23 protein-coding genes are annotated in these 22,408 nt (G+C 42.4%); all 23 read left to right on the top strand.

What is annotated here, in order from left to right:
• Positions 1 to 88: 88 nt before the first annotated feature.
• The 23 genes from cas12a (at position 89) to GT575_RS08060 (ending at position 22,240) form a co-directional block, all read left to right on the top strand.
• Positions 89 to 3,952, top strand: a complete 3,864-nt coding sequence (gene cas12a / locus GT575_RS08170; RefSeq protein ID WP_161171849.1) for a type V CRISPR-associated protein Cas12a/Cpf1 — start codon at positions 89 to 91, stop codon at positions 3,950 to 3,952.
• A 3-nt stretch (positions 3,953 to 3,955) separates the two neighbouring features.
• Positions 3,956 to 4,522, top strand: coding sequence for a type V CRISPR-associated protein Cas4 (gene cas4 / locus GT575_RS08165; RefSeq protein WP_161171848.1), 567 nt, complete (start codon positions 3,956 to 3,958; stop codon positions 4,520 to 4,522).
• A 2-nt stretch (positions 4,523 to 4,524) separates the two neighbouring features.
• Positions 4,525 to 5,487, top strand: coding sequence for a type V CRISPR-associated endonuclease Cas1 (gene cas1, locus GT575_RS08160; protein ID WP_161171847.1), 963 nt, complete (start codon positions 4,525 to 4,527; stop codon positions 5,485 to 5,487).
• Positions 5,488 to 5,495: 8 nt separating this feature from the next.
• Positions 5,496 to 5,795: a CRISPR-associated endonuclease Cas2 gene (cas2, locus tag GT575_RS15550; protein WP_334296678.1), complete on the top strand. Its 300-nt coding sequence runs from the start codon at positions 5,496 to 5,498 to the stop codon at positions 5,793 to 5,795.
• A gap of 333 nt (positions 5,796 to 6,128) precedes the next feature.
• Complete coding sequence (locus GT575_RS08150; protein ID WP_004853874.1) at positions 6,129 to 6,335, top strand: YdbC family protein; 207 nt, start codon at positions 6,129 to 6,131, stop codon at positions 6,333 to 6,335.
• A 26-nt stretch (positions 6,336 to 6,361) separates the two neighbouring features.
• Positions 6,362 to 6,811, top strand: coding sequence for a YaiI/YqxD family protein (locus GT575_RS08145; protein WP_055224173.1), 450 nt, complete (start codon positions 6,362 to 6,364; stop codon positions 6,809 to 6,811).
• A gap of 66 nt (positions 6,812 to 6,877) precedes the next feature.
• On the top strand, positions 6,878 to 8,071 hold the full coding sequence (locus tag GT575_RS08140; protein ID WP_161171846.1) for a class I SAM-dependent methyltransferase: 1,194 nt from the start codon (positions 6,878 to 6,880) through the stop codon (positions 8,069 to 8,071).
• A 20-nt stretch (positions 8,072 to 8,091) separates the two neighbouring features.
• A complete protein-coding gene (locus tag GT575_RS08135) occupies positions 8,092 to 8,502 on the top strand; it encodes a peptide deformylase (RefSeq protein ID WP_015534796.1) in 411 nt (136 codons plus the stop codon).
• 8 nt (positions 8,503 to 8,510) lie between these two features.
• Positions 8,511 to 9,293, top strand: coding sequence for an AlkZ-related protein (locus GT575_RS08130; RefSeq protein WP_161171845.1), 783 nt, complete (start codon positions 8,511 to 8,513; stop codon positions 9,291 to 9,293).
• Between the two features lie 150 nt (positions 9,294 to 9,443).
• Entirely contained in the window at positions 9,444 to 10,724 is a 1,281-nt protein-coding gene (locus GT575_RS08125; protein ID WP_161171844.1) for an L-aspartate oxidase, read from the top strand.
• 2 nt (positions 10,725 to 10,726) lie between these two features.
• Positions 10,727 to 11,581 carry a carboxylating nicotinate-nucleotide diphosphorylase gene (gene nadC / locus GT575_RS08120; RefSeq protein WP_161171843.1) on the top strand — a complete coding sequence of 285 codons (855 nt, stop codon included), beginning with the start codon at positions 10,727 to 10,729 and terminating at the stop codon, positions 11,579 to 11,581.
• A gap of 1 nt (position 11,582) precedes the next feature.
• Positions 11,583 to 12,107 carry a transcription repressor NadR gene (locus tag GT575_RS08115; RefSeq protein ID WP_156327928.1) on the top strand — a complete coding sequence of 175 codons (525 nt, stop codon included), beginning with the start codon at positions 11,583 to 11,585 and terminating at the stop codon, positions 12,105 to 12,107.
• A 25-nt stretch (positions 12,108 to 12,132) separates the two neighbouring features.
• Positions 12,133 to 13,047, top strand: coding sequence for a quinolinate synthase NadA (gene nadA / locus GT575_RS08110; protein ID WP_015534792.1), 915 nt, complete (start codon positions 12,133 to 12,135; stop codon positions 13,045 to 13,047).
• A 6-nt stretch (positions 13,048 to 13,053) separates the two neighbouring features.
• A complete protein-coding gene (locus tag GT575_RS08105; RefSeq protein WP_070097446.1) occupies positions 13,054 to 13,278 on the top strand; it encodes a beta-galactosidase in 225 nt (74 codons plus the stop codon).
• 135 nt (positions 13,279 to 13,413) lie between these two features.
• Positions 13,414 to 14,286: an aldose 1-epimerase family protein gene (locus tag GT575_RS08100; protein WP_015534791.1), complete on the top strand. Its 873-nt coding sequence runs from the start codon at positions 13,414 to 13,416 to the stop codon at positions 14,284 to 14,286.
• 234 nt (positions 14,287 to 14,520) lie between these two features.
• Entirely contained in the window at positions 14,521 to 14,856 is a 336-nt protein-coding gene (locus tag GT575_RS08095; RefSeq protein ID WP_022216808.1) for a PadR family transcriptional regulator, read from the top strand.
• Entirely contained in the window at positions 14,834 to 15,427 is a 594-nt protein-coding gene (locus GT575_RS08090) for a DUF1700 domain-containing protein (RefSeq protein WP_015534789.1), read from the top strand. The genes GT575_RS08095 and GT575_RS08090 overlap by 23 nt, the downstream gene beginning before the upstream one ends.
• A 2-nt stretch (positions 15,428 to 15,429) precedes the next feature.
• A complete protein-coding gene (locus tag GT575_RS08085) occupies positions 15,430 to 16,374 on the top strand; it encodes a DUF4097 family beta strand repeat-containing protein (protein ID WP_161171842.1) in 945 nt (314 codons plus the stop codon).
• A 208-nt stretch (positions 16,375 to 16,582) separates the two neighbouring features.
• Positions 16,583 to 17,764 carry a PrsW family intramembrane metalloprotease gene (locus GT575_RS08080; protein WP_055280029.1) on the top strand — a complete coding sequence of 394 codons (1,182 nt, stop codon included), beginning with the start codon at positions 16,583 to 16,585 and terminating at the stop codon, positions 17,762 to 17,764.
• 30 nt (positions 17,765 to 17,794) lie between these two features.
• On the top strand, positions 17,795 to 19,084 hold the full coding sequence (locus tag GT575_RS08075) for a dihydroorotase (protein WP_055224160.1): 1,290 nt from the start codon (positions 17,795 to 17,797) through the stop codon (positions 19,082 to 19,084).
• 51 nt (positions 19,085 to 19,135) lie between these two features.
• On the top strand, positions 19,136 to 19,429 hold the full coding sequence (locus tag GT575_RS08070; protein WP_015534784.1) for an acylphosphatase: 294 nt from the start codon (positions 19,136 to 19,138) through the stop codon (positions 19,427 to 19,429).
• 29 nt (positions 19,430 to 19,458) lie between these two features.
• Complete coding sequence (locus GT575_RS08065) at positions 19,459 to 20,391, top strand: GTP-binding protein (protein WP_015534783.1); 933 nt, start codon at positions 19,459 to 19,461, stop codon at positions 20,389 to 20,391.
• A 28-nt stretch (positions 20,392 to 20,419) separates the two neighbouring features.
• Positions 20,420 to 22,240 carry a hypothetical protein gene (locus GT575_RS08060; protein WP_015534782.1) on the top strand — a complete coding sequence of 607 codons (1,821 nt, stop codon included), beginning with the start codon at positions 20,420 to 20,422 and terminating at the stop codon, positions 22,238 to 22,240.
• Positions 22,241 to 22,408 lie beyond the last annotated feature (168 nt).

Raw genomic sequence — 22,408 nt, 5'->3', positions numbered from 1 at the left:
CATTTATACTTAAATTGACATTATACACAAGCTGTGTTACGATATAAACATCAAAAAAATAAAATTAAGAGAAAGCGAGGTAGAAACGATGAATAACAATACAAATAATTCGCTAGCACCATTCATTGGAGGCAACTCAGTGAGTAAAACTTTACGAAATGAACTTAGAGTGGGAAGTGAGTACACCAGGAAACATATAATAGAGTATGGAATCATCGCAGAAGATGCGGTTAAGGCCGAAAACCAGTATACCGTAAAGGAAATGATGGATGATTTTTACCGTGACTTCATTGACAGAAAGCTAGATGCTTTACAGGGGATAAATTGGGAGCAGCTGTTCGATATAATGAAGAAGGTAAAGCTGGATAAGAATGATAAAACTTCCAAGGAATTGGATAAAATACAGGAGTCTATCCGTAAAGAAATAGGGAAGATCTTCTCTTCGGATCCTATATACAAGGATATGCTAAAAGCAGATATGATAAGTAAGATCTTGCCAGAGTATATCGTTGATAAATATGACGATGCAGCTTCCAGAATAGAGGCTGTAAAAGTATTTTATGGATTTGCGGGTTATTTTATTGATTTCTGGGCCAGCAGAAAAAATATCTTTAGCGATACGAATATTGCGTCAGCAATTCCGTATAGAATCGTCAACGAGAATGCACGAATTCATATGGAGAATATTACTGCTTTTAATCGAATCGCAGAGATTGCTGGTGATGAGGTAGCGGAAATTGCGGAAGATGCTAGTGCTTACTTGCAGAATATGTCACTGGAGGATGTATTCACAGGAGCTTGTTACGGTGAGTTTATATGTCAGAAGGATATTGATCGGTATAACAATATATGTGGCGTCATCAATCAACATATGAATCAATTCTGCCAGAACAAAAAGATATCCAGATCAAAGTTCAAAATGGAGAGATTACACAAACAGATTTTATGCCGGTCGGAATCGGGGTTCGAGATTCCCGTTGGGTTTCAGACTGATGGGGAGGTTATAGATGCGATCAATTCTTTTAGTACTATTCTCGAAGAAAAAGATATTTTTAATCGACTTAGAACTTTAAGTCAGGAGGTTACGGGATATGATATGGAAAGAATATATGTATCCTCTAAAGCTTTTGAAAGCGTATCTAAATACATAGATCATAAGTGGGATGTGATTGCTTCAAGCATGTATAATTATTTTTCTGGCGCTGTTCGCGGTAAAGATGACAAAAAAGATGCAAAGATACAAACAGAAATTAAAAAAATAAAGAGTTGTAGTCTGCTTGATTTGAAGAAACTTGTGGATATGTATTATAAAATGGATGGAATGTGTCTGGAACATGAGGCAACAGAGTATGTTGCAGGAATAACAGAGATATTAGTTGATTTTAATTATAAAACCTTTGACATGGATGATTCAGTCAAGATGATTCAGAATGAGCAGATGATAAATGAGATTAAGGAGTATCTTGATACTTACATGAGTATCTATCATTGGGCCAAGGATTTTATGATTGACGAGTTTGTTGATAGAGATATGGAGTTCTATTCGGAGCTTGATGAGATATATTACGATTTGTCTGATATAGTACCTCTTTATAATAAAGTGAGGAATTACGTTACGCAGAAACCATATAGTCAGGATAAGATAAAGCTAAATTTCGGCTCCCCAACTCTTGCAAATGGATGGTCAAAGTCGAAGGAGTTTGACAACAATGTCGTTGTTCTCTTGCGTGATGAAAAGATCTACCTGGCAATTTTAAATGTTGGCAATAAACCTTCAAAAGATATTATGGCAGGAGAGGACAGGCGTAGAAGTGATACAGACTATAAGAAGATGAATTATTATCTGCTCCCAGGAGCAAGTAAGACATTGCCACATGTATTTATTAGCTCAAACGCTTGGAAAAAATCGCATGGAATACCAGATGAAATAATGTATGGATATAACCAGAATAAACATCTAAAATCATCGCCGAATTTTGATTTGGAGTTTTGTCATAAGTTGATAGACTACTATAAAGAATGCATTGATTCCTATCCAAACTACCAGATCTTTAATTTTAAATTTGCCGCTACAGAAACATACAATGATATATCAGCGTTTTACAAGGATGTAGAGAGACAGGGATATAAGATAGAATGGTCCTATATTAGCGAAGATGATATTAACCAGATGGACCGAGATGGTCAGATATATTTATTTCAGATTTATAATAAAGACTTTGCTCCGAATAGTAAGGGAATGCAGAATCTTCATACAATGTTTCTGAAGAATATATTCAGTGAGGAGAATCTTAGTGACGTTGTCATAAAGCTCAATGGTGAGGCCGAATTGTTCTTCCGAAAGTCAAGTATTCAGCATAAAAGAGGTCATAAGAAGGGCTCGGTACTAGTCAATAAAACATACAAAACAACAGAAAAAACTGAGAATGGTCAAGGTGAAATAGAGGTCATTGAGTCGGTGCCTGATCAATGTTACATGGAACTGGTAAAGTATTGGTTAGAGGGTGGAGTAGGACAGCTCTCGGAGGAAGCCTCCAAGTATAAGGATAAAGTATCACACTACGCAGCCACCATGGATATAGTTAAGAATCGTAGATATACAGAAGATAAGTTCTTTATTCACTTGCCTATTACTATCAATTTCAAGGCTGATAACAGGAATAACGTGAATGAAAAAGTCTTAAAATTCATAGCAGAAAATGATGATCTCCATGTGATCGGAATAGATAGGGGAGAGAGAAATCTTCTATATGTATCGGTGATTGATAGTAGGGGCAGAGTTGTTGAGCAGAAATCATTTAATATAGTTGAAAATTACGAATCATCTAAAAATGTAATTAGACGACATGATTACAAGGGTAAACTTGTGAATAAGGAAAAGTACAGAAATGAAGCTAGAAAGAGTTGGAAGGAAATAGGAAAGATAAAGGAGATAAAAGAGGGTTATCTGTCACAGGTTATCCATGAGATATCGAAGCTCGTATTGAAGTATAATGCGATCATAGTCATGGAGGATCTGAATTACGGATTTAAGAGAGGCCGTTTCAAAGTTGAACGTCAGGTTTACCAGAAGTTTGAGACCATGTTGATAAATAAGCTGGCATATTTGGTAGATAAGAGTCGTGCAGTAGATGAACCTGGAGGATTGCTCAAGGGTTATCAGCTCACATATGTACCTGATAATTTGAGCGAGCTGGGCAGCCAGTGTGGCATTATCTTCTATGTTCCGGCAGCGTATACGTCAAAGATAGACCCTGTGACGGGATTTGTGGATGTGTTTGACTTCAAGGCCTATTCCAATGCTGAAGCCAGACTTGACTTTATCAATAAGCTTGATTGTATAAGGTATGATGCATCAAGGAATAAGTTTGAGATTGTATTTGATTATGGCAATTTTAGGACTCACCATACAACTCTTGCAAAAACTAGCTGGACTATATTTATTCAGGGTGATCGTATTAAAAAGGAACGTGGATCTTATGGCTGGAAAGATGAGATTATAGATATCGAAGCAAGAATAAGGAAATTGTTTGAAGATACGAATATAGAATATGCAGATGGTCATAACTTGATTGGGGATATCAATGAGTTGGAATCTCCTATACAGAAAAAGTTTGTAGGTGAATTGTTTGATATTATTAGATTTACAGTTCAGCTTCGTAATAGTAAGTCTGAAAAGTATGATGGGACAGAAAAAGAGTATGATAAAATCATATCTCCGGTTATGGACGAAGAAGGAGTATTCTTCACTACTGATAGTTATATTCGTGCAGATGGAACAGAGCTTCCTAAGGATGCTGATGCAAATGGAGCGTATTGCATTGCTCTAAAGGGCTTATATGATGTGTTGACAGTAAAGAAATACTGGAAGGAAGGCGAGAAGTTCGATAGGAAACTGTTGGCAATCACTAATTACAATTGGTTTGATTTTATACAGAACAGAAGGTTCTAGTGAATGGATGATATAATATTGATATCGAATCTTAATGATTTTATATTTTGTCCTGTGTCAATATATTTTCATGGACTTTATGGAGGAGCTGATGTACTTACGTTTCAAACAAAGTCACAGCTAAATGGAACTAAAGCTCATGAATCTGTTGATACGGGGAAATACTCAACACGAAAAGATATTGTCACAGGTTTGGATGTGTACTCGGATAAATATCGTTTGGTTGGAAAAATAGATATGTATGATTCGAGAAAAAAGATGCTCGTGGAGAGAAAGAAGCATGTTAGCAGAATCTATGATGGATATGTATTTCAGTTGTACGGACAGTATTATTCAATGATAGATATGGGATATGCTGTGGATTCATTACGAATCCACAGCATAGATGATAACAAAAATTATAATATTGATTTACCTGAAAATGATAAAGATATGAAGAATAGGTTTGAACAGTTGATTTCGGATATGAGAGCTTTTGATATGGATAAGTTTGTCCAAGAAAATTCTCAGAAATGTGCAAATTGTATATATGAAGATGCATGCGATAGGTCGGCGAGTAGAGGTGACTGAAAGTGCTGAATGCAAATGACTTTAGTAAGAAACAAATTATTTTTTTGATTCCCAAGGATGGGGATAAACTTACATTTTCCAATGATAACATTGTAGTAAAAGATAAAAATGGCAAGATAAAATATCAGTCCACTTGTTACAGACTATTCATGCTTTGCATAGTTGGAAATGTATCTATAACTAGTGGGCTTATACAGCGAAGTAAGAAATTCGGGTTTTCAATATGCCTAATGACTACAAGCTTTAAGGTTTATGAAGTTATGGGAGCCAGAATGGAGGGTAATACGCTGTTAAGAACAAATCAATATAAGTATAACGGCAAGAAAATAGGTACGATGATTGAAAAGAACAAGATAGCAAATCAATCTGTGGCCTTAAAGAAGATAAGAAATAGGAATGATTATCTAAATGAAGGAATATCAATATTGGATAATCTTGCCAATTCCTTGGATAGTGATATGGATTATTTGTGTGTTATGGGAATAGAGGGAAATGCTGCAAAAGTATATTTCCCAAGAATGTTTGATAATGTATCCTGGAATGGCAGAAAACCTCGTATAAAGAGTGATTACTTAAATGTTACACTAGATATTGGATATACTATGCTTTTTAATGTCGTAGATGCGATGCTTCAGGTATATGGATTTGACACATATTATGGAGTTTTTCACAGGTGTTTTTATATGAGAAAATCACTGGTATGTGATTTAATGGAACCAATGAGACCAATCGTGGATTATGCAATAAGAAAGGCGATAAATCTAGGTCAATGTAAAATGGATGATTTTGAATTGTATGGTACCAGATGGTGTTTGAAAATGAAAAACAATGCGTCGTATATACAGTTTATCATGGCGGCAATACTTGATTATAAGGATGATATCTTCTTATATATACAAAGGTACTATAGATTTTTTATGAAAAGGAAAAGTGTGGAACAATTACCGACTTTTGAATTACATTAGAAGTGATAATGTTCAACAGGGGAGACGTATATATGATCGTTGTGAGTTATGATATATCAGATGATAAATTGAGAACAAAATTTTCCAAATATTTATCTAGGTTTGGACATAGATTACAATATTCAGTATTTGAAATTGATAACAGTCAGCGTATAATAGATAACATAGTTACTGATATAACTAATAGATTTGAAAAAAACTTCACACAAGAGGACAGTGTCATTATATTTAAGATGTCATCGAGTTGTGAGGTGTTAAGATTTGGTTATGCCAAGAATGACGAGAAGAATTTTATAGTTATTCAGTAATGCAAACCTCAGTCTTTCTGAGAAAAAATTAAGGGGTTACTCAACAGATATGAACATAACAAACAAAGACTGTATATAGTGGTTATAAAACAAAAAAATTGTGCACAAACACCAATTTGGAGTTGAGTAACCTTAAATAATTTCTACTGTTGTAGATCAGGTTTCCATCACTATGTAACGAAAGTTGAGTAACCTTAAATAATTTCTACTGTTGTAGATAGCATCATTGAAAAGCCTCATAAAAACAGATATAATGATTAACAACGGCCCATCACATCAAACAAAGAGTTGTGACGGGCTTTATCTTTAAATGATAAAGGAGATACATAGAAAATGGCAGATTTTAAATACGAAATAGTGGAGCACATAGGAGTAATCTCGGAAAGTGCAAAGGGATGGACTAAGGAACTTAATAAGATATCGTGGAACGGTGGCACACCAAAGTATGATATCAGAGAGTGGGCACCGGAGCATGAGAAGATGGGTAAGGGTGTGACACTTACAGAAGAGGAGGCGTCTAAATTAAAGTCGTTGCTGTAGAGACAGCACGAGAAAGGACTAGGTCAATGAAGATATTTGTTGATGCTGACGCGTGTCCGGTGGTTGATATAGTTGAAGACATAGCAACAAAATACAACATCCCGGTAACGCTTTTATGCGATACGAACCATGTCCTCACATCTGATTACAGCGAGGTTATCGTGGTCGGTGCCGGAGCGGATGCTGTGGATTACAAGCTGATAAGCATTTGTCATAGAGGTGATATAGTTGTTACTCAGGATTATGGCGTGGCTGCGATGGCACTGGGAAAAGGTTCATTTGCGATACACCAATCGGGAAAGTGGTATACAAATGAGAATATCGATCAGATGCTTATGGAGAGACATTTGAATAAAAAGGCGAGAAGGGCATCGAGCAGGAATCATATCAAAGGGCCGAGGAAGAGGACAGAAGAGGATGACCAGAGATTTGCGGAGTCATTTGAGAAGCTGCTGCGAAAGGCAAATAATCTGTAGATACATATGAAGGTGGAGGGGGATTCGAAACCTCACCACCAACGAACCGGAAGAGGTCAGATTTTAATGGATGATAAAAACACAAATAGAACAATAGAATACTACAACACACATGCTGACAGATATTCAGAGGTAACCAGAAATGCAGACATGTCGGACATTTACAAGCGCTTTGAGGAACATCTCAAGCCGGGCAGCAGGATTCTTGATCTTGGCTGCGGCAGTGGCCGTGACAGCAAATATTTTCTGGACAAGGGATATGATGTCGTATCTCTGGATGCGTCTGAGGCTATGTGCAGGAAAACTCAGGAGCTGACGGGAAAAGAGGCTGTACATAAGCGCATTGAGGACATGAATTACGAAAATGAATTTGATGCTGTGTGGGCATGTGCTTCGCTGCTCCATGTTGCCAAGAGCGATATGCACAAGATCCTTGAGAAGGCTATGAAGGCGCTCAGGGTCGGCGGGGTATTGTATGCTTCGTGGAAGTACGGCAAGAGTGAACGGACGCGGGATGATGGAAGGACATTTGCCAATTATACTGAGGCCCGGGTTTGCGATATGGTGGCGTTGGTTTCAGGCGCATCGCTTGAGGATGTATGGACGAGTCAGGATGTCAGGCTTGACAGGATAGGTCAGGGACATTTGTGGGTAAATGTTCTGGTGAAGAAGACCAGAGTTGTCATAACCGAGAAGGAATTTCTGAACATTTTCTGGAAGCAATACCAGATCATTGAGAAGGATGTCAGGATCAGTTCGGAGTATGTGGACATTCACAAGAGCAACTTCCCGACATTTTCAAGCAGATACATAAATATGTTCTTGAACATCTGCAGCAATATTGATTCTCTGATTGAGATATATTGCAAGATGGTAGAGGAGGACGATTACAGGAAGAAGTACAATATACATGACAGGCTTACTCCTGTGCTTAGGAAATTCCCGGCTATCAGGCTTGACGCAGTGAGGACGATAGACACATTTGAAGATATCGAGTTGAAGCCGTTCAGCGCATTTGTGGATGGCAGGATCGCGGATTGGTGGAATGACTATAACCTGGTAAAACATGCCAGAAGCGAGAAGAATGAGAAGACGGGAAAGTACAATTTCCAGAGCGCAAATCAGAAGAATGTGCTGACTGCCCTGGCTGCGTATTTTATCGTGTGCAACCGCATATACGAGGAGATATGCGAGATCTCGGCGACGCCGAAGAAGCTGCTCAAGTCGAAATTATTCCTGTACGTGAAGAATGGTGAGTAGATAAGGAAAGGTAATAGACCATGGTAAAACAGATAGTAAGAGATCAGATGTTTCTCAGCCAGAAGTCATCTCCGATGACGACTATGGATGCGGGGATCATAGCAGATATGCAGGACACATTAGCGGCAAATCAGGCGAGGTGCGTCGGCATGGCGGGCAACATGATCGGATATAAGAAGAGGATAATCATCGTCAGTATGGGATTTGCCAATGTTGTCATGCTGAATCCGGTACTCCTGTCAAAGTCGGGGGCTTACGAGACAGAGGAGGGATGTCTGTCTCTGGACGGCACGAGAAAGGTGACAAGGTATAGAGACATAGAAGTAGAGTTTCAGGATGCATCATTTGCAAAAAAGCGTATGAAGTTCAACGGATATATAGCCCAGATAGTGCTCCATGAGATGGATCACCTTGAGGGGCGAATAATTTAGGAGAGTTTATGGAATCAAAAGACGGAACATGGATCATGTATGGAGTTTCGGAGGATGATCCGGAGTGCCTGCACACGGTGGATGAACTTATCGGATATATAGAGAAAGTGGGATTTCTGCCTCTTTTCCGGAATGAGATACCTGGATTTTCGGTGGAAGAGCGAACCACGGAGAAATACTGGTGGAGTGAGGATGCGCAGAGGGATCCTTGGGTGTGGCGCGAGATCATAGCCAGAAGAGGCGATATCGCATACGGCAAATTTTTCCACAATAAGGCGGGATTTATCTCAAAGAAATGGTTCCCGTATTTTGCAAATTATAGAAGAGCTGGATATGATTTCGATGCCAGATGGGATGATGAGCTTGCATCATTCAGACAGAAGAAGATCATGGATCTGTTCATGGATGACAGGATAGATGAGGAGAGCGATGCGGAATTTGCAGCAGAAAAACTGGAGAGTATGTATGATACAGCGCTGTTCTCATTTGATATCAAGAAACTTGCCGGATTTGGCAAGGACGGTGAGAAGGGCTTTGAGGGTACGATGACACAGCTTCAGATGCAGACTTATCTGTGTGCATGCGATTTTAGAAAGCGGGTGAACAAAAGGGGGGCGGAATACGGCTGGAATGTGGCTGTGTATTCCATGCCGGAGAAGCTGTGGGGATATGATCATGTGACGTCCGCATATGGTGAGAGTCCTGAGGAATCGTGGAAGAGGATAGTGAAGCATATGGATGATATTTACCCGATAGCTACAGAGAAACAGATAAAGAAAGTCTTAAAGTAGAGACGGTGTACAGAAAACTCCAATTCAAAACTTTACATCAAAAGTTTACACATAACATTACATATATCTTTACATATGTGTTTACATATGTTATGTTTATATGCAAGTCAGGTTATAAAGAATAATATGATGCCTACTTGAAGAGGAGAAATGATGAACACTGTATATGATGTTATTATTGTGGGAACTGGCGCTGCAGGTTTGTTCTGTGCGTTGAATTTTCCAGAGACAAAAAAGGTCTGTATTATCACAAAAAGGCGGGCTGATGAGTCCGACTCTTTTTTGGCCCAGGGCGGCATATGTATGCTGCGGGGTGAGGAAGATTACGAAGATTATTTTGAAGACACCATGAGAGCCGGCCATTATGAGAACAATAAAAAGACAGTCGATCTTATGATCAGATCATCGAATCTTGTTATCAGAGAATTGATAAGGCTTGGAGTCAGATTTGAGAGAGATGAGAGCGGAAAGCTTGCCTTCACCAAGGAGGGAGCTCATAGCCAGCCCAGAATATTGTTCCACGAGGATATTACCGGCAAAGAGATTACATCCACTTTGCTGGAATGTGCAAAGAAGAAATCTAATATCGAGATATATGAGTATACGACTATGCTCGACATCATCTGCAATGACAATGCCTGTGGTGGAGTGGTTATAGCTGATGAGGCCAAGAATATAAGCATACTTAGATCCAACAATGTTGTATTGGCGTGTGGTGGAATCGGAGGTATATATAAGAACTCAACGAATTTTGCCCATATAACAGGTGATGCCATAGCAATTGCCTTAAAACATGGTGTAGAGGTAGAGAATCTGAATTATGTACAGATTCACCCGACGACACTGTTTAGCCGGAATAAAGGAAGAAGGTTTCTGATATCTGAATCTGTGAGAGGCGAAGGCGCATGGCTTCTAAACAAGGCGGGCGAAAGGTTTACAGATGAACTGCAGCCTCGTGATGTAGTCAGCCATGCAATATGGAAACAGATGGAGATAGATGGAACGGAGCATGTGTGGGAAGATCTGAGACCGCTTGGAAGAGATGTGATCTTGCAGCATTTTCCACATATATACAAGCAGTGCAAGGATGAAGGATATGATGTGCTTGTTGAACCGATACCGGTTGTGCCGGCTCAGCATTACCACATGGGCGGAGTGAAGGCAGATCTCGCCGGAAGGACATCCATGGAAGGATTGTATGCGGTAGGAGAAGCTGGATGTAATGGAGTGCATGGCAGAAACAGACTGGCAAGCAATTCGTTACTTGAGTCGCTTGTATTTGCACAGAGAGCGGCAGATGATATCATGTTCAGCAGAGAGCACAGAGGCTGCGGAGAAGAGAATATAGATCTGTCTGAATATGAAGATATAGATGGTTTGTTTAGAGAATATAAGAATATAGTTTTGACAGAAACGGAAAGAAGAGGCTGAGAATGAATCAGATAACAATGAAATTGAATGCGGACAAGCTTATAATGATGGCTTTACAGGAGGATATCACAAGTGAGGATGTATCCACAAATGCGGTGATGCCAAAGGCACAGAAAGGAAAAGTAGACCTGATATGCAAGCAGGATGGAATCATTGCAGGACTTGATGTATATGCAAGAGTATTTACACTCTTAGATGACAGCACTGAGGTTGAGTTCTTCTGCAAAGATGGCGATGAGGTGAAGGCTGGCCAGCTTATGGGAATTGTGACTGGTGATATCAGGGTTCTTCTCTCTGGAGAGAGGGTTGCGCTTAATTACCTGCAGCGTATGAGTGGTATAGCTACATATACCCATGAGGTTGCAGAACTTCTTAAAGGAAGCAAGACTACTCTGCTGGATACCAGAAAGACCACGCCTAATTGCCGTATATTTGAGAAGTATGCAGTCAGAGTCGGCGGAGGCAGCAATCACAGATACAATTTGTCGGATGGAGTATTACTTAAGGATAATCATATAGGCGCTGCGGGAAGTATAACCAATGCAGTGAGAATGGCAAAGGAGTATGCACCATTTGTTCGCAAGATAGAGGTTGAAGTTGAGACACAGGATCAGGTAAAAGAGGCTGTTGAAGCGGGAGCCGATATCATTATGCTTGACAATATGACAACGGATCAGATGAGGGCTGCGATTGATTTGATCGATGGACGTGCGGAGACAGAATGTTCAGGCAATGTTACAAAAGAGAACATAGAGAGCCTGATATCATTGGGAGTGGATTATATATCAAGCGGTGCGCTTACACATAGCTCACCTATAATGGATATATCGATGAAAAATCTTCATGCGGAGGGATAAAGTGAAGGCAAAAGAGAGAAGGGAAAGGATACTTGACATTGTGAAGAATTCAGATGTCCCTGTTCCGGCAAATAAGCTTGCGTCAGAATTTGAAGTCAGCAGACAGATAATAGTGCAGGATATTGCAGTGATCAGGGCGGCTGATGATGGCATAATTGCAACTAACAGGGGTTATATATACAAGAATGAATCAAAATGTCAGAGAGAGTTTAAAGTAAAACACGGTTATGACAGGACTGAGGAAGAACTCACGATCATAGTTGATTATGGCGGTGTTGTAAAGAATGTAAGTATAAGTCATACGGTGTACAATCGTGTTACTGCAAAGATGAATATTGCTTCCAGATACGACGTGGCAAAATTTATGAAAAAATTGGAAAACAGCCAGTCGTCCCTGCTTGGAAATGCTACGAACGGATATCATTACCATCTGATAGAGGCTCCAAGTGAAGAGATCCTGGACAACATAGAGCAGAAGCTCGATGAGACAGGCTTCCTTGTTCCGTGGCAGGAGTGGGAGAAATAATACAAAATGATTTGGAGAGAATAAAATGACGATAAAAGAGATACAGGAAGAGATAATCAGACTGAAGAAAGAGAAAGATTTCTGCATACTGGCACATGCTTATCAGGGACATGAGATTCTTGAAGTTGCAGATTATATGGGAGATTCATATGGACTTAGCGTAGAGGCGAGCAAGGATTCCCGCAAAAATATAATAATGTGTGGTGTGCGTTTTATGGCGGAGACATGTAAGATATTGTCCCCTGATAAGAATGTGTACCTGCCTAATCCTGAAGCCGGATGTCCGATGGCTGAGCAGATGAACCTTGAAACGCTGGATGAGATGAAGAAGAAGTATCCGGGATATGCGGTTGTCGCCTATATAAATACGACATCTGAATTGAAAACTGCCTGTGATGTATGTGTGACATCCTCATCAGCAGTGCAGATCTGCAGCAAGCTTGATAATGACAAGATTCTTTTTATTCCAGATCCGAATCTTGGAAACTATGTTCAAAAGCAGATGCCGGAAAAGGAATTTGCATTTTTTAACGGCGGATGTCCTAGACATCTTGCGGTTACCCTAGATGATGCTTTGAAGGCAAAAGAGTTACATCCACATGCGGAACTTCTTGTCCATCCTGAGTGCAGGCCGGATGTAGTTGCAGAGGCTGATTATGTAGGTTCAACCACAGGAATTATGGCATATGCCAGAAAGTCAGAGAAAAAAGAATTTATCATCGGTACAGAGCACAGTATTGTGGAGCATCTTCAGTATGAGTGCCCTGACAAAATGTTCTATCCAATTTCTTCAAAGCTGATGTGCCATAATATGAAGCTTACTACCCTGGTTGACATATTGAATGTATTAAAGGGCACAGGTGGCGAAGAGATAGTCCTTTCTGATGAGGTGATGGAGGGAGCTTCCCGCTGCATCAACAGAATGATCGCGCTTGGATAACGAGGTGTGGATTATTATCCAGAGCAGTGGGACATATCCATGATCGATGAGGATATGGACAATATCGTAGAGCTTGGATGCAATGTCATCCGTATAGCGGAGTTTGCATGGCATATCATGGAGAAGACGGAGGGGCAGTATGACTTTTCGTTCTTCGATCATGTCATCAGCAAGGCAAAGGAGAAGGGGCTTCATGTGATACTTGGAACCCCGACAGCGACTATTGCTTAATTATATAAAATACGGTTGCTTATTAGTTCATTAAGCGACCGTATTTTTTTGTACCTGTGTTATAATGTTATAAAAGTGTATAATATTATTTGCAAATTATGATCAGCCAGACTGGCTGGAGTATAGGAGGACATGATGGGTATTGTTGAATTAAAAAATGATAAGATCGCTATAAAGGTGAATACTCACGGCGCTGAGCTTGTGAGCCTGAAGAGTATCGAGACAGACAGAGAATACATGTGGTGCGGTGATGCTGAGTATTGGGGAAGAGTTTCTCCTGTGCTGTTTCCATTTGTGGGAAAGCTTGAAGGACAGCGTTACAGACATAACGGGGTGGTTTATGAGAATATACCTCAGCACGGATTTGCAAGGGACAGCGAGTTTGTAGTGGGTGGCCAGACTGGTGATACACTGCTGTTTGTGCTTGAGAAGAATGATACATGGCAGAAGAGCTATCCGTTTGATTTCAGTCTTTGTATAGGATACAGACTTGAAGGTTCATCTGTACATGTTATGTGGACCGTTGTGAATGAGGGAACTGACACGATTCATTTTTCTATCGGTGCCCATCCTGCATTTGCATGTGAGGGAGGCATCGGCGGTTATTCTCTGGATATGCACACAGGTAAGAACGAGATTGAATGTGGTCTTTTGACAGCAAATGGAGTTCTTGGAGATAGAACAGTTACGCACAGACTGACAGATGGAGTCTTAAAGCTGCGTGATGAGATGTTTGATGAGGATGCCCTGATCATGGATGGTAAGGGTATAAATACGATTACATTAAGGAACTCATCTGATGCGCCGGTTTTGCAGTTGAGATTTGATGTGCCGCAGATAGGCATATGGTCTCCTGCAAAGAAACATGCGCCATTTGTCTGCATAGAGCCTTGGTTTGGCAGGTGTGACCGCGAGGGATATGACGGAGATCTGGCGGACCGTGAGTATTCAAACAGTCTTGAGGCTGGCCATTCGTTCAGCAAGGAGTATGTCATCGACATACTATAATGGAAAACATATCATGTGTCAGATTAAGATATAGCAGAATATAATTTGTAAGCAGGGCGGGACATCCCATTGGTGAGATGTCCCGCCCTGCTTGTTATGTTTCATATACATTAATGTAAAACCTATGTAAAAGGTGCCTGACTCCATTGTTGTTCCTTTTTGTAGAGTGCTGAAAATACTACTTGACATATAATACTATGTGACGTATAGTATACTGCGTAAGGAGGTATAGCGATGGATATACAATTGAAGAGAGGGATGCTCGATGTGTGTGTGCTTGCGGCCATCAAGGACGAGGATTCCTATGGATATCAGATCATCAAAGATATGAAGCCGTATGTGACGATATCAGAGTCCACACTCTATCCTATCCTCAGAAGACTTGAGGCGGGAGCGCTGCTCACGGTTCATTCCGTGGAGCACAACGGAAGACTCAGAAAGTATTATCATATTACGGATGCCGGAAGAGCTAGGATAGAAGAGTTCAAGGAAGAGTGGAAGGAACTGGAATCCATATACAGATTTATTGTGAAGGAGGAAGTCAGAGATGAACAAACAGGAATATCTTGAGTCGATAAGAAGCAGGATCAGTGCGATGCCGGCTGATGATGTGAACAGGTTTATGGATTACTATAGCGAGATGATAGATGACCGCGTGGAGGACGGCCTTTCCGAGGAGGAGGCTGTGGCAGATATGGGATCACCTGATGCAGCAGTGGAGCAGATACTTGAAGATATGCCGCTTACAAAGCTTGTGAAGGAGAAGATCAAGCCAAAGCACGAGCTCAAGGCATGGGAGGTCGTACTCATAGTACTTGGTTCTCCGGTGTGGATACCACTTCTCATTACAGCGGCGGTATTGTTGCTCACACTTTGGATAGTTGCATTTGCACTTCTTATATCATTCTATGCGGTGGTGCTCAGCTTTGTGGTGGCGGGAATAGGCGGATTGATATGTACCATACCTCTGTTCGTGGCCCACAGCCCTTACACAGCAGTTCTCATGCTCGGAGCAGCACTCATAGGAGTTGGTATAGCGATATTGTTTGTTGTATCGGTTAAGCCTGTTACGGTTGGTATATTTAAGGTCTGCAAGGCCAGTGTGAATGGAATAAAGAGAATGTTTGTAAAGGAGAAATAGTCATGAGTAGAACAAAGAAAGCAGTTATTGTTGCATCGGTCATGATCGTGGCAGGCATTATCACTGTGATCTCAGCACTTGCTGTAAATGGATTCAGATGGCCAAATGTGACTGTGAATCTGGCACACATGACATCGGAGCCGGTTAATTACGTAAAGAAGACTGTTGATATAAAAGATAAATTCACTGCAATTGATGTAAAAAGCGCATCAGATGTGGATGTTGCCGTGAAGAAGGCGAGTGGAGATACAAGTTATGTGGAGTATTATGACTGCGAGAATCTGACACATCATGTAGATATATCAGATGGCGTGCTCAGGATAACCGCAGATGACAGTAGAAACGAGGCATTTAACATTTCCATTGGTATGTACTCTGGAGCATGGCCGTCCGTGACGGTGTATCTGGCCGGCACGGAGTACGATGATTTGAAGATCGTGACCAGCAGCGGTGACGTGGATATGGAATATTATCTGGCAATAGGCAATATCGATATAGAGGCCGCCAGCGGCGATGTGATCGTAAAGGGGGTAAATGCAGATGCTCTGACAGTGGCGACCAGCAGTGGTGACATTAAGTTTGACAGTGTATCGTCAAAGGATACAAGAATATCAGCAAACAGTGGTGATGTAAGTCTAAGTGATGTGGTGATGGATAATATTGATCTGAAGACCTCCAGTGGCAATATCACATCTGGCAGTATAAAGGCAAAACGTATAAACGGTCGTGCGTCAAGTGGTGACGTAATGATTAGAGACTGTGATGCTTCTGAGATCAATGTCGTGACAACCAGTGGTGATGTATCGATCGGTATTGGCTCAGAAATGAAGTATGAATACAATACAAAGACATCCAGCGGTGATGTAAATGTACCGGACTCGGTTGAGGGAGCAGATGAAAAGTGCAATATCGAGACTAGTAGCGGAGATATTGATGTCACACAGTAAGTCGTAACTGAATACATTTGAAAATTGGTTCAAGGCAGGTCTTCTGAAATGGAATGACCTGCCTTGAGTTGTATTTAGGCTAAATTAAAGTTAATTAATGAAATAAAATGTCGGTAAAGGCCTCTGCTTATTGTGGATTCACGCTAAAAATGGTATCTTTAATATGTATATATATTTATACGGAAGAAAATATCAGGGAGAGTAAAGGATGAGTGCATTTGCATTGAGACTTGCAGTATTACCTTCGGTGTTACTGCTGTTATTTGTAGTCAGAAGAAATAAGAATAGCAGGGATCCAATGAGCCTGCTAGTATGGCTTGCGGTTCTGGGAGCTGTCAGCACGATACCGGCAGTAGTCGTGGAGCTGGTTGGGGGCGTATTGTTATACTACATGGGATTGGAATCCGGAACGGCGGTTTATGAGCTGGTCAACTGCTTCTTTATAGTGGCGATGATCGAGGAACTGGGCAAATTTCTTGGAATGTTAATACTTACATGGAAAAATAAGAACTTTGACCACAGCTATGACGGCGTTATATATGGCGTGTGCTCGTCGCTCGGATTTGCAACACTGGAGAATATCCTGTATGTATTCCAGGGTGGAATAGGACTCGGAATCCTGAGGGCTGTGACAGCAATCCCACTTCACTGCTCATGCGGCGTTATCATGGGATATTTCTACTCAAAGGCGAGAGAGAATGCGAACAAGGGCGAGGGTGCCGCAGGCAATATGCTGATAGCGTATTTTAGCGCCATGGGAATACACGGACTGTATGATTTTGTGCTGTCGATTGATGACACCAGCGTGATCCTGTGCATACTGGTTCTGATCCTGTCGGTGGTTCTGATGTTCCTGCTCATATCCCATGCGGCAAAGAACGATCATATCATAGCGGTAAATCCTATATGGGTGAATCCGTATAACTTCAGATATATACCTATGTGTGGATATAATCAGCCAAATATGTACGGACAGAACATGCAGTACAATCAGCCAAATGTATATGGCAAGCGGCAGAACACCTTCCAGCCAAATGCATACGGCCAGACGGATCAGTACAATAATCAGCAGAGTGGCTATGGCCGGCAGCCTCGGTATGGTCAGCAGAGTGGCTATGGCCAGCAGCCTCGGTATGGTCAGCAGAATGGTTACGGTCAGCGGCCGGGGCAGTACAACCAGCCGGGCAGCTATACTCAACAGCCAGGACAGTACAATCAGCCGTCAAGTGGCTATGGTCAGCCACAGCGGTACGATCAGCAGAATGGCTACAGCCAGCAGACCCAGTATGGCCGGCAGTCACAGCAGAATAATCAGTATAGCGGCTACGGTCAGCCGCCACATTACGGTCAGTCGTCACAGTATGATCCGCAGAACACATACAGACAGTAATAAAATATTTATATAGAGGAGAACAGGCAAATGTTATTGATAAAGAATGGAAGAGTCATTGATCCGGTCACCCATACAGACGAGGTCATGGATGTGCTCATCGACGGCAATCATATAGTTAAGACAGGATACGATCTGGAGGCAGAGGGTGCGGAGGTCATCGATGCAGATGGACTTGTAGTTGCACCGGGACTGGTAGACACACATGTACACTTCCGCGATCCGGGATTTACGTACAAGGAAGACATCGAGACAGGTGCCGCCGCCGCTGCAAGAGGAGGCTTCACGATGGTGGTATGTATGGCGAATACAAAGCCGGCGGTGGATAACCTTGAGACTCTCAAGTATATACAGGATAAAGGTGCAAAGACCGGAATACATGTAGTTCAGACAGCCACAGTCACAAAGGGTCTTGCTGGCAAGGAACTCGTGGACATGGACAGTCTTGCGGCTGCAGGTGCAGCAGGATTTACCGATGACGGAATCCCAATCATGGATGAGAAGCTTCTTCTTGAGGCTATGGAGAAGGCAAGGGATCTTGATCTTCCGGTGAGTCTTCATGAAGAGGATCCGCTGTTCATTGTACAGCCGGGAGTGAATCAGGGAAAAGTATCAGAAAAGCTTGGATACGGCGGTGCATCCCGCACAGCGGAGGATATTATGGTTGCAAGGGACTGCGTCCTTGCACTTCACACAGGTGCATCAGTGTGCATACAGCATATAAGCTCAGGCAATTCCGTGGATATAGTGAGAACTGCAAAGAAGCTTGGAGCGGACGTACATGCGGAGGCAACTCCACATCATTTCACCCTTATAGAGGATGCTGTGCTGAAGTACGGAACCATGGCGCGTATGAATCCTCCACTCAGAACCGAGAAAGACAGAAGACAGATCATAGAGGGAATACAGGATGGCACAATAGATATGATAGTGACGGATCACGCCCCGCACAGCAGTGAGGAGAAGGCGAGACCGCTTGACAAGGCGCCAAGTGGAATAACAGGGCTTGAGACATCTCTTGCCCTTGGAATATATTCCCTTGTACAGCCTGGATATATCTCACTCATGAAGCTCATGGAACTAATGAGCAGGAATCCTGCAGAATTTTACCGCATGGAACCGGGCAAGATAGCAGAGGGAGCTCCTGCGGATATAGTCATATTTGGCGAGAATGAACAGTGGACAGTGAACAGTTTTGCGTCAAAGGCATCCAACAGTCCATTTGCCGGATGGACTCTCCCGGGAAAGGTTCACTATACAATCTGTGGCGGAAATATCGTGTATGACGCAGAAAAGTACGATGCTGAACATGATGTGTAAGATGCGGGCAGCAGGATATAAAATGTAAGATATGAGAAGATCATAACAGAGATGGGACATATAGATATGGACAAGATAAGACGACATTATACATTCAGAGGAAGAGTGCAGGGAGTTGGCTTCAGATACAGGGCGAGCTATGCTGCATCCATGTACGGAGTCACCGGCTGGGTGTGCAACAGATATGATGATTCTGTTGAGATGGAGGCTCAGGGGCTGCCTGAGGCTATAGACAAGGTGATAGCAGTTCTCAGAAATGACAGATATATATTTATAGAGGATATGGATGTCAGGGAGATACCTCTGGAGAATGACAGCGGATTTCATGTGAGATCAAGCTGGTAACGCGCGTAGATAATAAGGAGAGTGGACATATGGTAAAGATAGATTTGATAACGGGCTTTCTGGGCTCAGGCAAGACGACATTTATTAAGAAGTATGTGAGCTACCTTGTTGGCAAAGGATATAATGTCGGAATCCTTGAAAATGATTATGGTGCAGTCAACGTGGACATGATGCTTCTTCAGGATGTGATGGGCGAGAACTGTCATGCTGAGATGGTGGCAGGTGGCTGCGGCGAGGACTGTCACAAGAGAAGGTTCAAGACAAAGCTCATAGCTATGGGGATGAGCGGCTATGACAGAGTCATTGTTGAGCCGTCCGGAATATTTGATGTGGATGAATTCTTTGACGTCCTCCACGAGGAGCCACTTGACAGATGGTATGAGGTGGGAAGCATCATTTCCATAGTCGATGCCGGACTTGACCGGGACATGAGCAGACAGTCCAGATATGTGCTTGCGTCTGAGGTTGCGAACTGTGGAACTCTGGTGATGAGCAAGGTTCAGGATGCATCGGAGGATGAGAAGAGGAGCACAATAGAATATATCAATGAAGTGCTCACCGAATTCCAGTGTAAGCGTCAGTTCGGCGATGATGTTCTGGAGAAGAACTGGGATGATTTCACGGATGATGACTTTGAAGGTTTTATGTCAACCGGATACAAATTAAACGACTATGTAAAATTATGGTTCAAACAAAGTGATGTGTTTAACTCGGTATATATCATGAATAAGGTCATGCCTCAGGAGCGGCTTGAGACGATAGTCAGGGATATATTTGCGGATAAGGAATGCGGAGATGTCTTTAGAATCAAGGGTTTTCTCCCTGTAAATGACACCGGATGGATAGAGCTCAACGCCACGGTAAAAAAGACCGAGGTGAGACCTATAGAGAACGGGCAGGAGATCATAATTGTGATCGGTTCGAATTTGGTGGAGGACAAAATAAAACGGTACTTTGAGTAAAGAGGCTGATGGACAGGAGCGGATTTTCATGACAGACAGGGCTAAGAAATTGAACAGAGAAGAGAAGCTTCAACTTCAGGCTGAAAAGCTGAAAGAACAGGCACAGATAGATCTTGAGGGATACGTTATGTGTCGTTCTGCACTCAGGGCGACCAGAACGGATCTTCATGAGGAGTCGGAACGGTATGACAGACTTAGGGAAGAATATGAAGAGCTGAAGAACAGACGCGCACCGTACAAGGTGCTGTTCTATAAACGCAGAAGGATCAGAAAGTGTAAAAAGCACATAAAGGAGCTGGGAAGGGCAAAGAAACGTCTGCGCAAACAGATGAAGGAACATCGTGAGGGTGTCAGACGAAGAACTGCTACCAACACATTTGCATTTGTTGCAGCGCTTGCGATGTTCGCCATGATGGCGTGGAGGATATGGCAGCTCGCACAGGGTGTGTACTATATGGCATTTTACAGAAATGGTGAGGCCCTTGAGATAACGGCTGTTGCTGTGCTCAGGCAGCTTCTGCTTGTGGCGTGCATCGTATATGGCCTTGTGGTTGTATGGCAGTCACTGCAGGTGTGGGGCATGAAGCGGGAAGGCTGGAATGGTGTAATAAGAATTAAGGTGAAACAGAAGGCCTACTGGATTATGATGATAGGCGTACCGCTTCAGATAGTCAGCCATGGAGATATGCTGACAAATGCCATGATGCTTATAACGATTATCAGTCAGATGGTCATGGCGGCACTTTTGTCGACGGTCCAGTCGAGAAGGATACTTGTGAAGATATTTGCATGGTGCTATGTCGGGGGAATCTGCGTGATATGGCTGTATGGCGGAGTGTACTGCAGAAACTTCGAGATATCGGGAAATGATTCCGGAACCAGCACCTATGCGGTTGACAACAAGTCGAATTTTTCGCAGATATGGGAGATGTCGACTGAACCGGAATTCTATCATATGGGTATGTATGCCCAGAACAGGGATACCGATTATGGCATGATGATCATTCCGGGACTTGCGTATGCTGATACGATAGGCAGTGAGTCGAGGAAGATAGAGAACTGCACGTCCATGACGCCACAGGGGCTGGCAGTTACGAAGGAGTATACATTTGTCAGTGCTTACTGCAAGACGAAGAAACACAAATCTGTGATATTTGTTCTTGATACACAGACCGGGCAATATATTAAAACACTGGTTCTCAAGGACACGACACATGCCGGAGGACTTGCGTATGATACGAAGAATAATGTGCTGTGGGTTTCCTCGTACATGATCGATGAGGATGAGGACAGGAGCAGGAAGGCATCCATATCATGTCTTACGCTGGACTCCATAGAGAAATACGATGTGGCTCAGGGAAAGCCGATAAAATACAGAAACACATGTAGCGTCATGTTCCCTGCAACGTCATTTATCACGATATATGACGGACATATATATGCGGGCTACTGGCGAAAGGATAAGAACAGCTACAGCATGGCAGCCAGCTACGAGATCGTAAATGGCGGCACCGCCATATCCTCGGAGGAGGACGAGGCTTTCTATATACCAGGAAGGGTGCAGGGGCTTCAGGTGTACAAAAATGAGATAATATTCTCTATATCCTATGGTATAGATGAATCCAGGATAGAGGTATACGATACAGATACAGGCAAGCTGTCCAGTGTGAATTACGGAACAGAGACACCGAGACAGGTGGTTAAGCTCCCGCAGAAGCTGGAGCAGATATATTCGTATAATGGCAAATTATACTGCCTGTTCGAGTCTGCAAGTTTTGCCTACAGGCTGACAGCACCGGTGTGTATGGACAGGATCGTGGGGCTTGATGAGATGGCACTTGTAGAGTAGCTCAAAGTGGTTCAAGGTGAAAAAATGGAGGGTTTGGGATGAACGAACAGAATATTAACAATGGAATGAATGGAGGCCCGGGGATGCCCCCGCCGCAAGGGTATATGAACATGAATGGAGGCCCGGGAATGCCCCCGCCGCCACCGCAAGGGTATATGAACATGAATG

The sequence above is a fragment of the Coprococcus sp. BIOML-A2 genome, assembly GCF_009875795.1.
GTDB classification, from domain to species: domain Bacteria; phylum Bacillota; class Clostridia; order Lachnospirales; family Lachnospiraceae; genus Coprococcus; species Coprococcus aceti.
Note: the sequence above shows the minus strand (reverse complement) of the source record. Positions and strands in the feature narration are given on the sequence as shown.

What these genes read in the sequence shown, in the direction of transcription:
- cas12a (WP_161171849.1), top strand. Translation starts at nt 89, where the DNA reads ATGAATAACAATACAAATAATTCGCTAGCACCATTCATTGGAGGCAAC.
- cas4 (WP_161171848.1), top strand. Translation starts at nt 3,956, where the DNA reads ATGGATGATATAATATTGATATCGAATCTTAATGATTTTATATTTTGT.
- cas2 (WP_334296678.1), top strand. Translation starts at nt 5,496, where the DNA reads ATGTTCAACAGGGGAGACGTATATATGATCGTTGTGAGTTATGATATA.
- GT575_RS08150 (WP_004853874.1), top strand. Translation starts at nt 6,129, where the DNA reads ATGGCAGATTTTAAATACGAAATAGTGGAGCACATAGGAGTAATCTCG.
- GT575_RS08145 (WP_055224173.1), top strand. Translation starts at nt 6,362, where the DNA reads ATGAAGATATTTGTTGATGCTGACGCGTGTCCGGTGGTTGATATAGTT.
- GT575_RS08140 (WP_161171846.1), top strand. Translation starts at nt 6,878, where the DNA reads ATGGATGATAAAAACACAAATAGAACAATAGAATACTACAACACACAT.
- GT575_RS08135 (WP_015534796.1), top strand. Translation starts at nt 8,092, where the DNA reads ATGGTAAAACAGATAGTAAGAGATCAGATGTTTCTCAGCCAGAAGTCA.
- GT575_RS08130 (WP_161171845.1), top strand. Translation starts at nt 8,511, where the DNA reads ATGGAATCAAAAGACGGAACATGGATCATGTATGGAGTTTCGGAGGAT.
- GT575_RS08125 (WP_161171844.1), top strand. Translation starts at nt 9,444, where the DNA reads ATGATGAACACTGTATATGATGTTATTATTGTGGGAACTGGCGCTGCA.
- nadC (WP_161171843.1), top strand. Translation starts at nt 10,727, where the DNA reads ATGAATCAGATAACAATGAAATTGAATGCGGACAAGCTTATAATGATG.
- nadA (WP_015534792.1), top strand. Translation starts at nt 12,133, where the DNA reads ATGACGATAAAAGAGATACAGGAAGAGATAATCAGACTGAAGAAAGAG.
- GT575_RS08100 (WP_015534791.1), top strand. Translation starts at nt 13,414, where the DNA reads ATGGGTATTGTTGAATTAAAAAATGATAAGATCGCTATAAAGGTGAAT.
- GT575_RS08095 (WP_022216808.1), top strand. Translation starts at nt 14,521, where the DNA reads ATGGATATACAATTGAAGAGAGGGATGCTCGATGTGTGTGTGCTTGCG.
- GT575_RS08090 (WP_015534789.1), top strand. Translation starts at nt 14,834, where the DNA reads ATGAACAAACAGGAATATCTTGAGTCGATAAGAAGCAGGATCAGTGCG.
- GT575_RS08085 (WP_161171842.1), top strand. Translation starts at nt 15,430, where the DNA reads ATGAGTAGAACAAAGAAAGCAGTTATTGTTGCATCGGTCATGATCGTG.
- GT575_RS08080 (WP_055280029.1), top strand. Translation starts at nt 16,583, where the DNA reads ATGAGTGCATTTGCATTGAGACTTGCAGTATTACCTTCGGTGTTACTG.
- GT575_RS08075 (WP_055224160.1), top strand. Translation starts at nt 17,795, where the DNA reads ATGTTATTGATAAAGAATGGAAGAGTCATTGATCCGGTCACCCATACA.
- GT575_RS08070 (WP_015534784.1), top strand. Translation starts at nt 19,136, where the DNA reads ATGGGACATATAGATATGGACAAGATAAGACGACATTATACATTCAGA.
- GT575_RS08065 (WP_015534783.1), top strand. Translation starts at nt 19,459, where the DNA reads ATGGTAAAGATAGATTTGATAACGGGCTTTCTGGGCTCAGGCAAGACG.
- GT575_RS08060 (WP_015534782.1), top strand. Translation starts at nt 20,420, where the DNA reads ATGACAGACAGGGCTAAGAAATTGAACAGAGAAGAGAAGCTTCAACTT.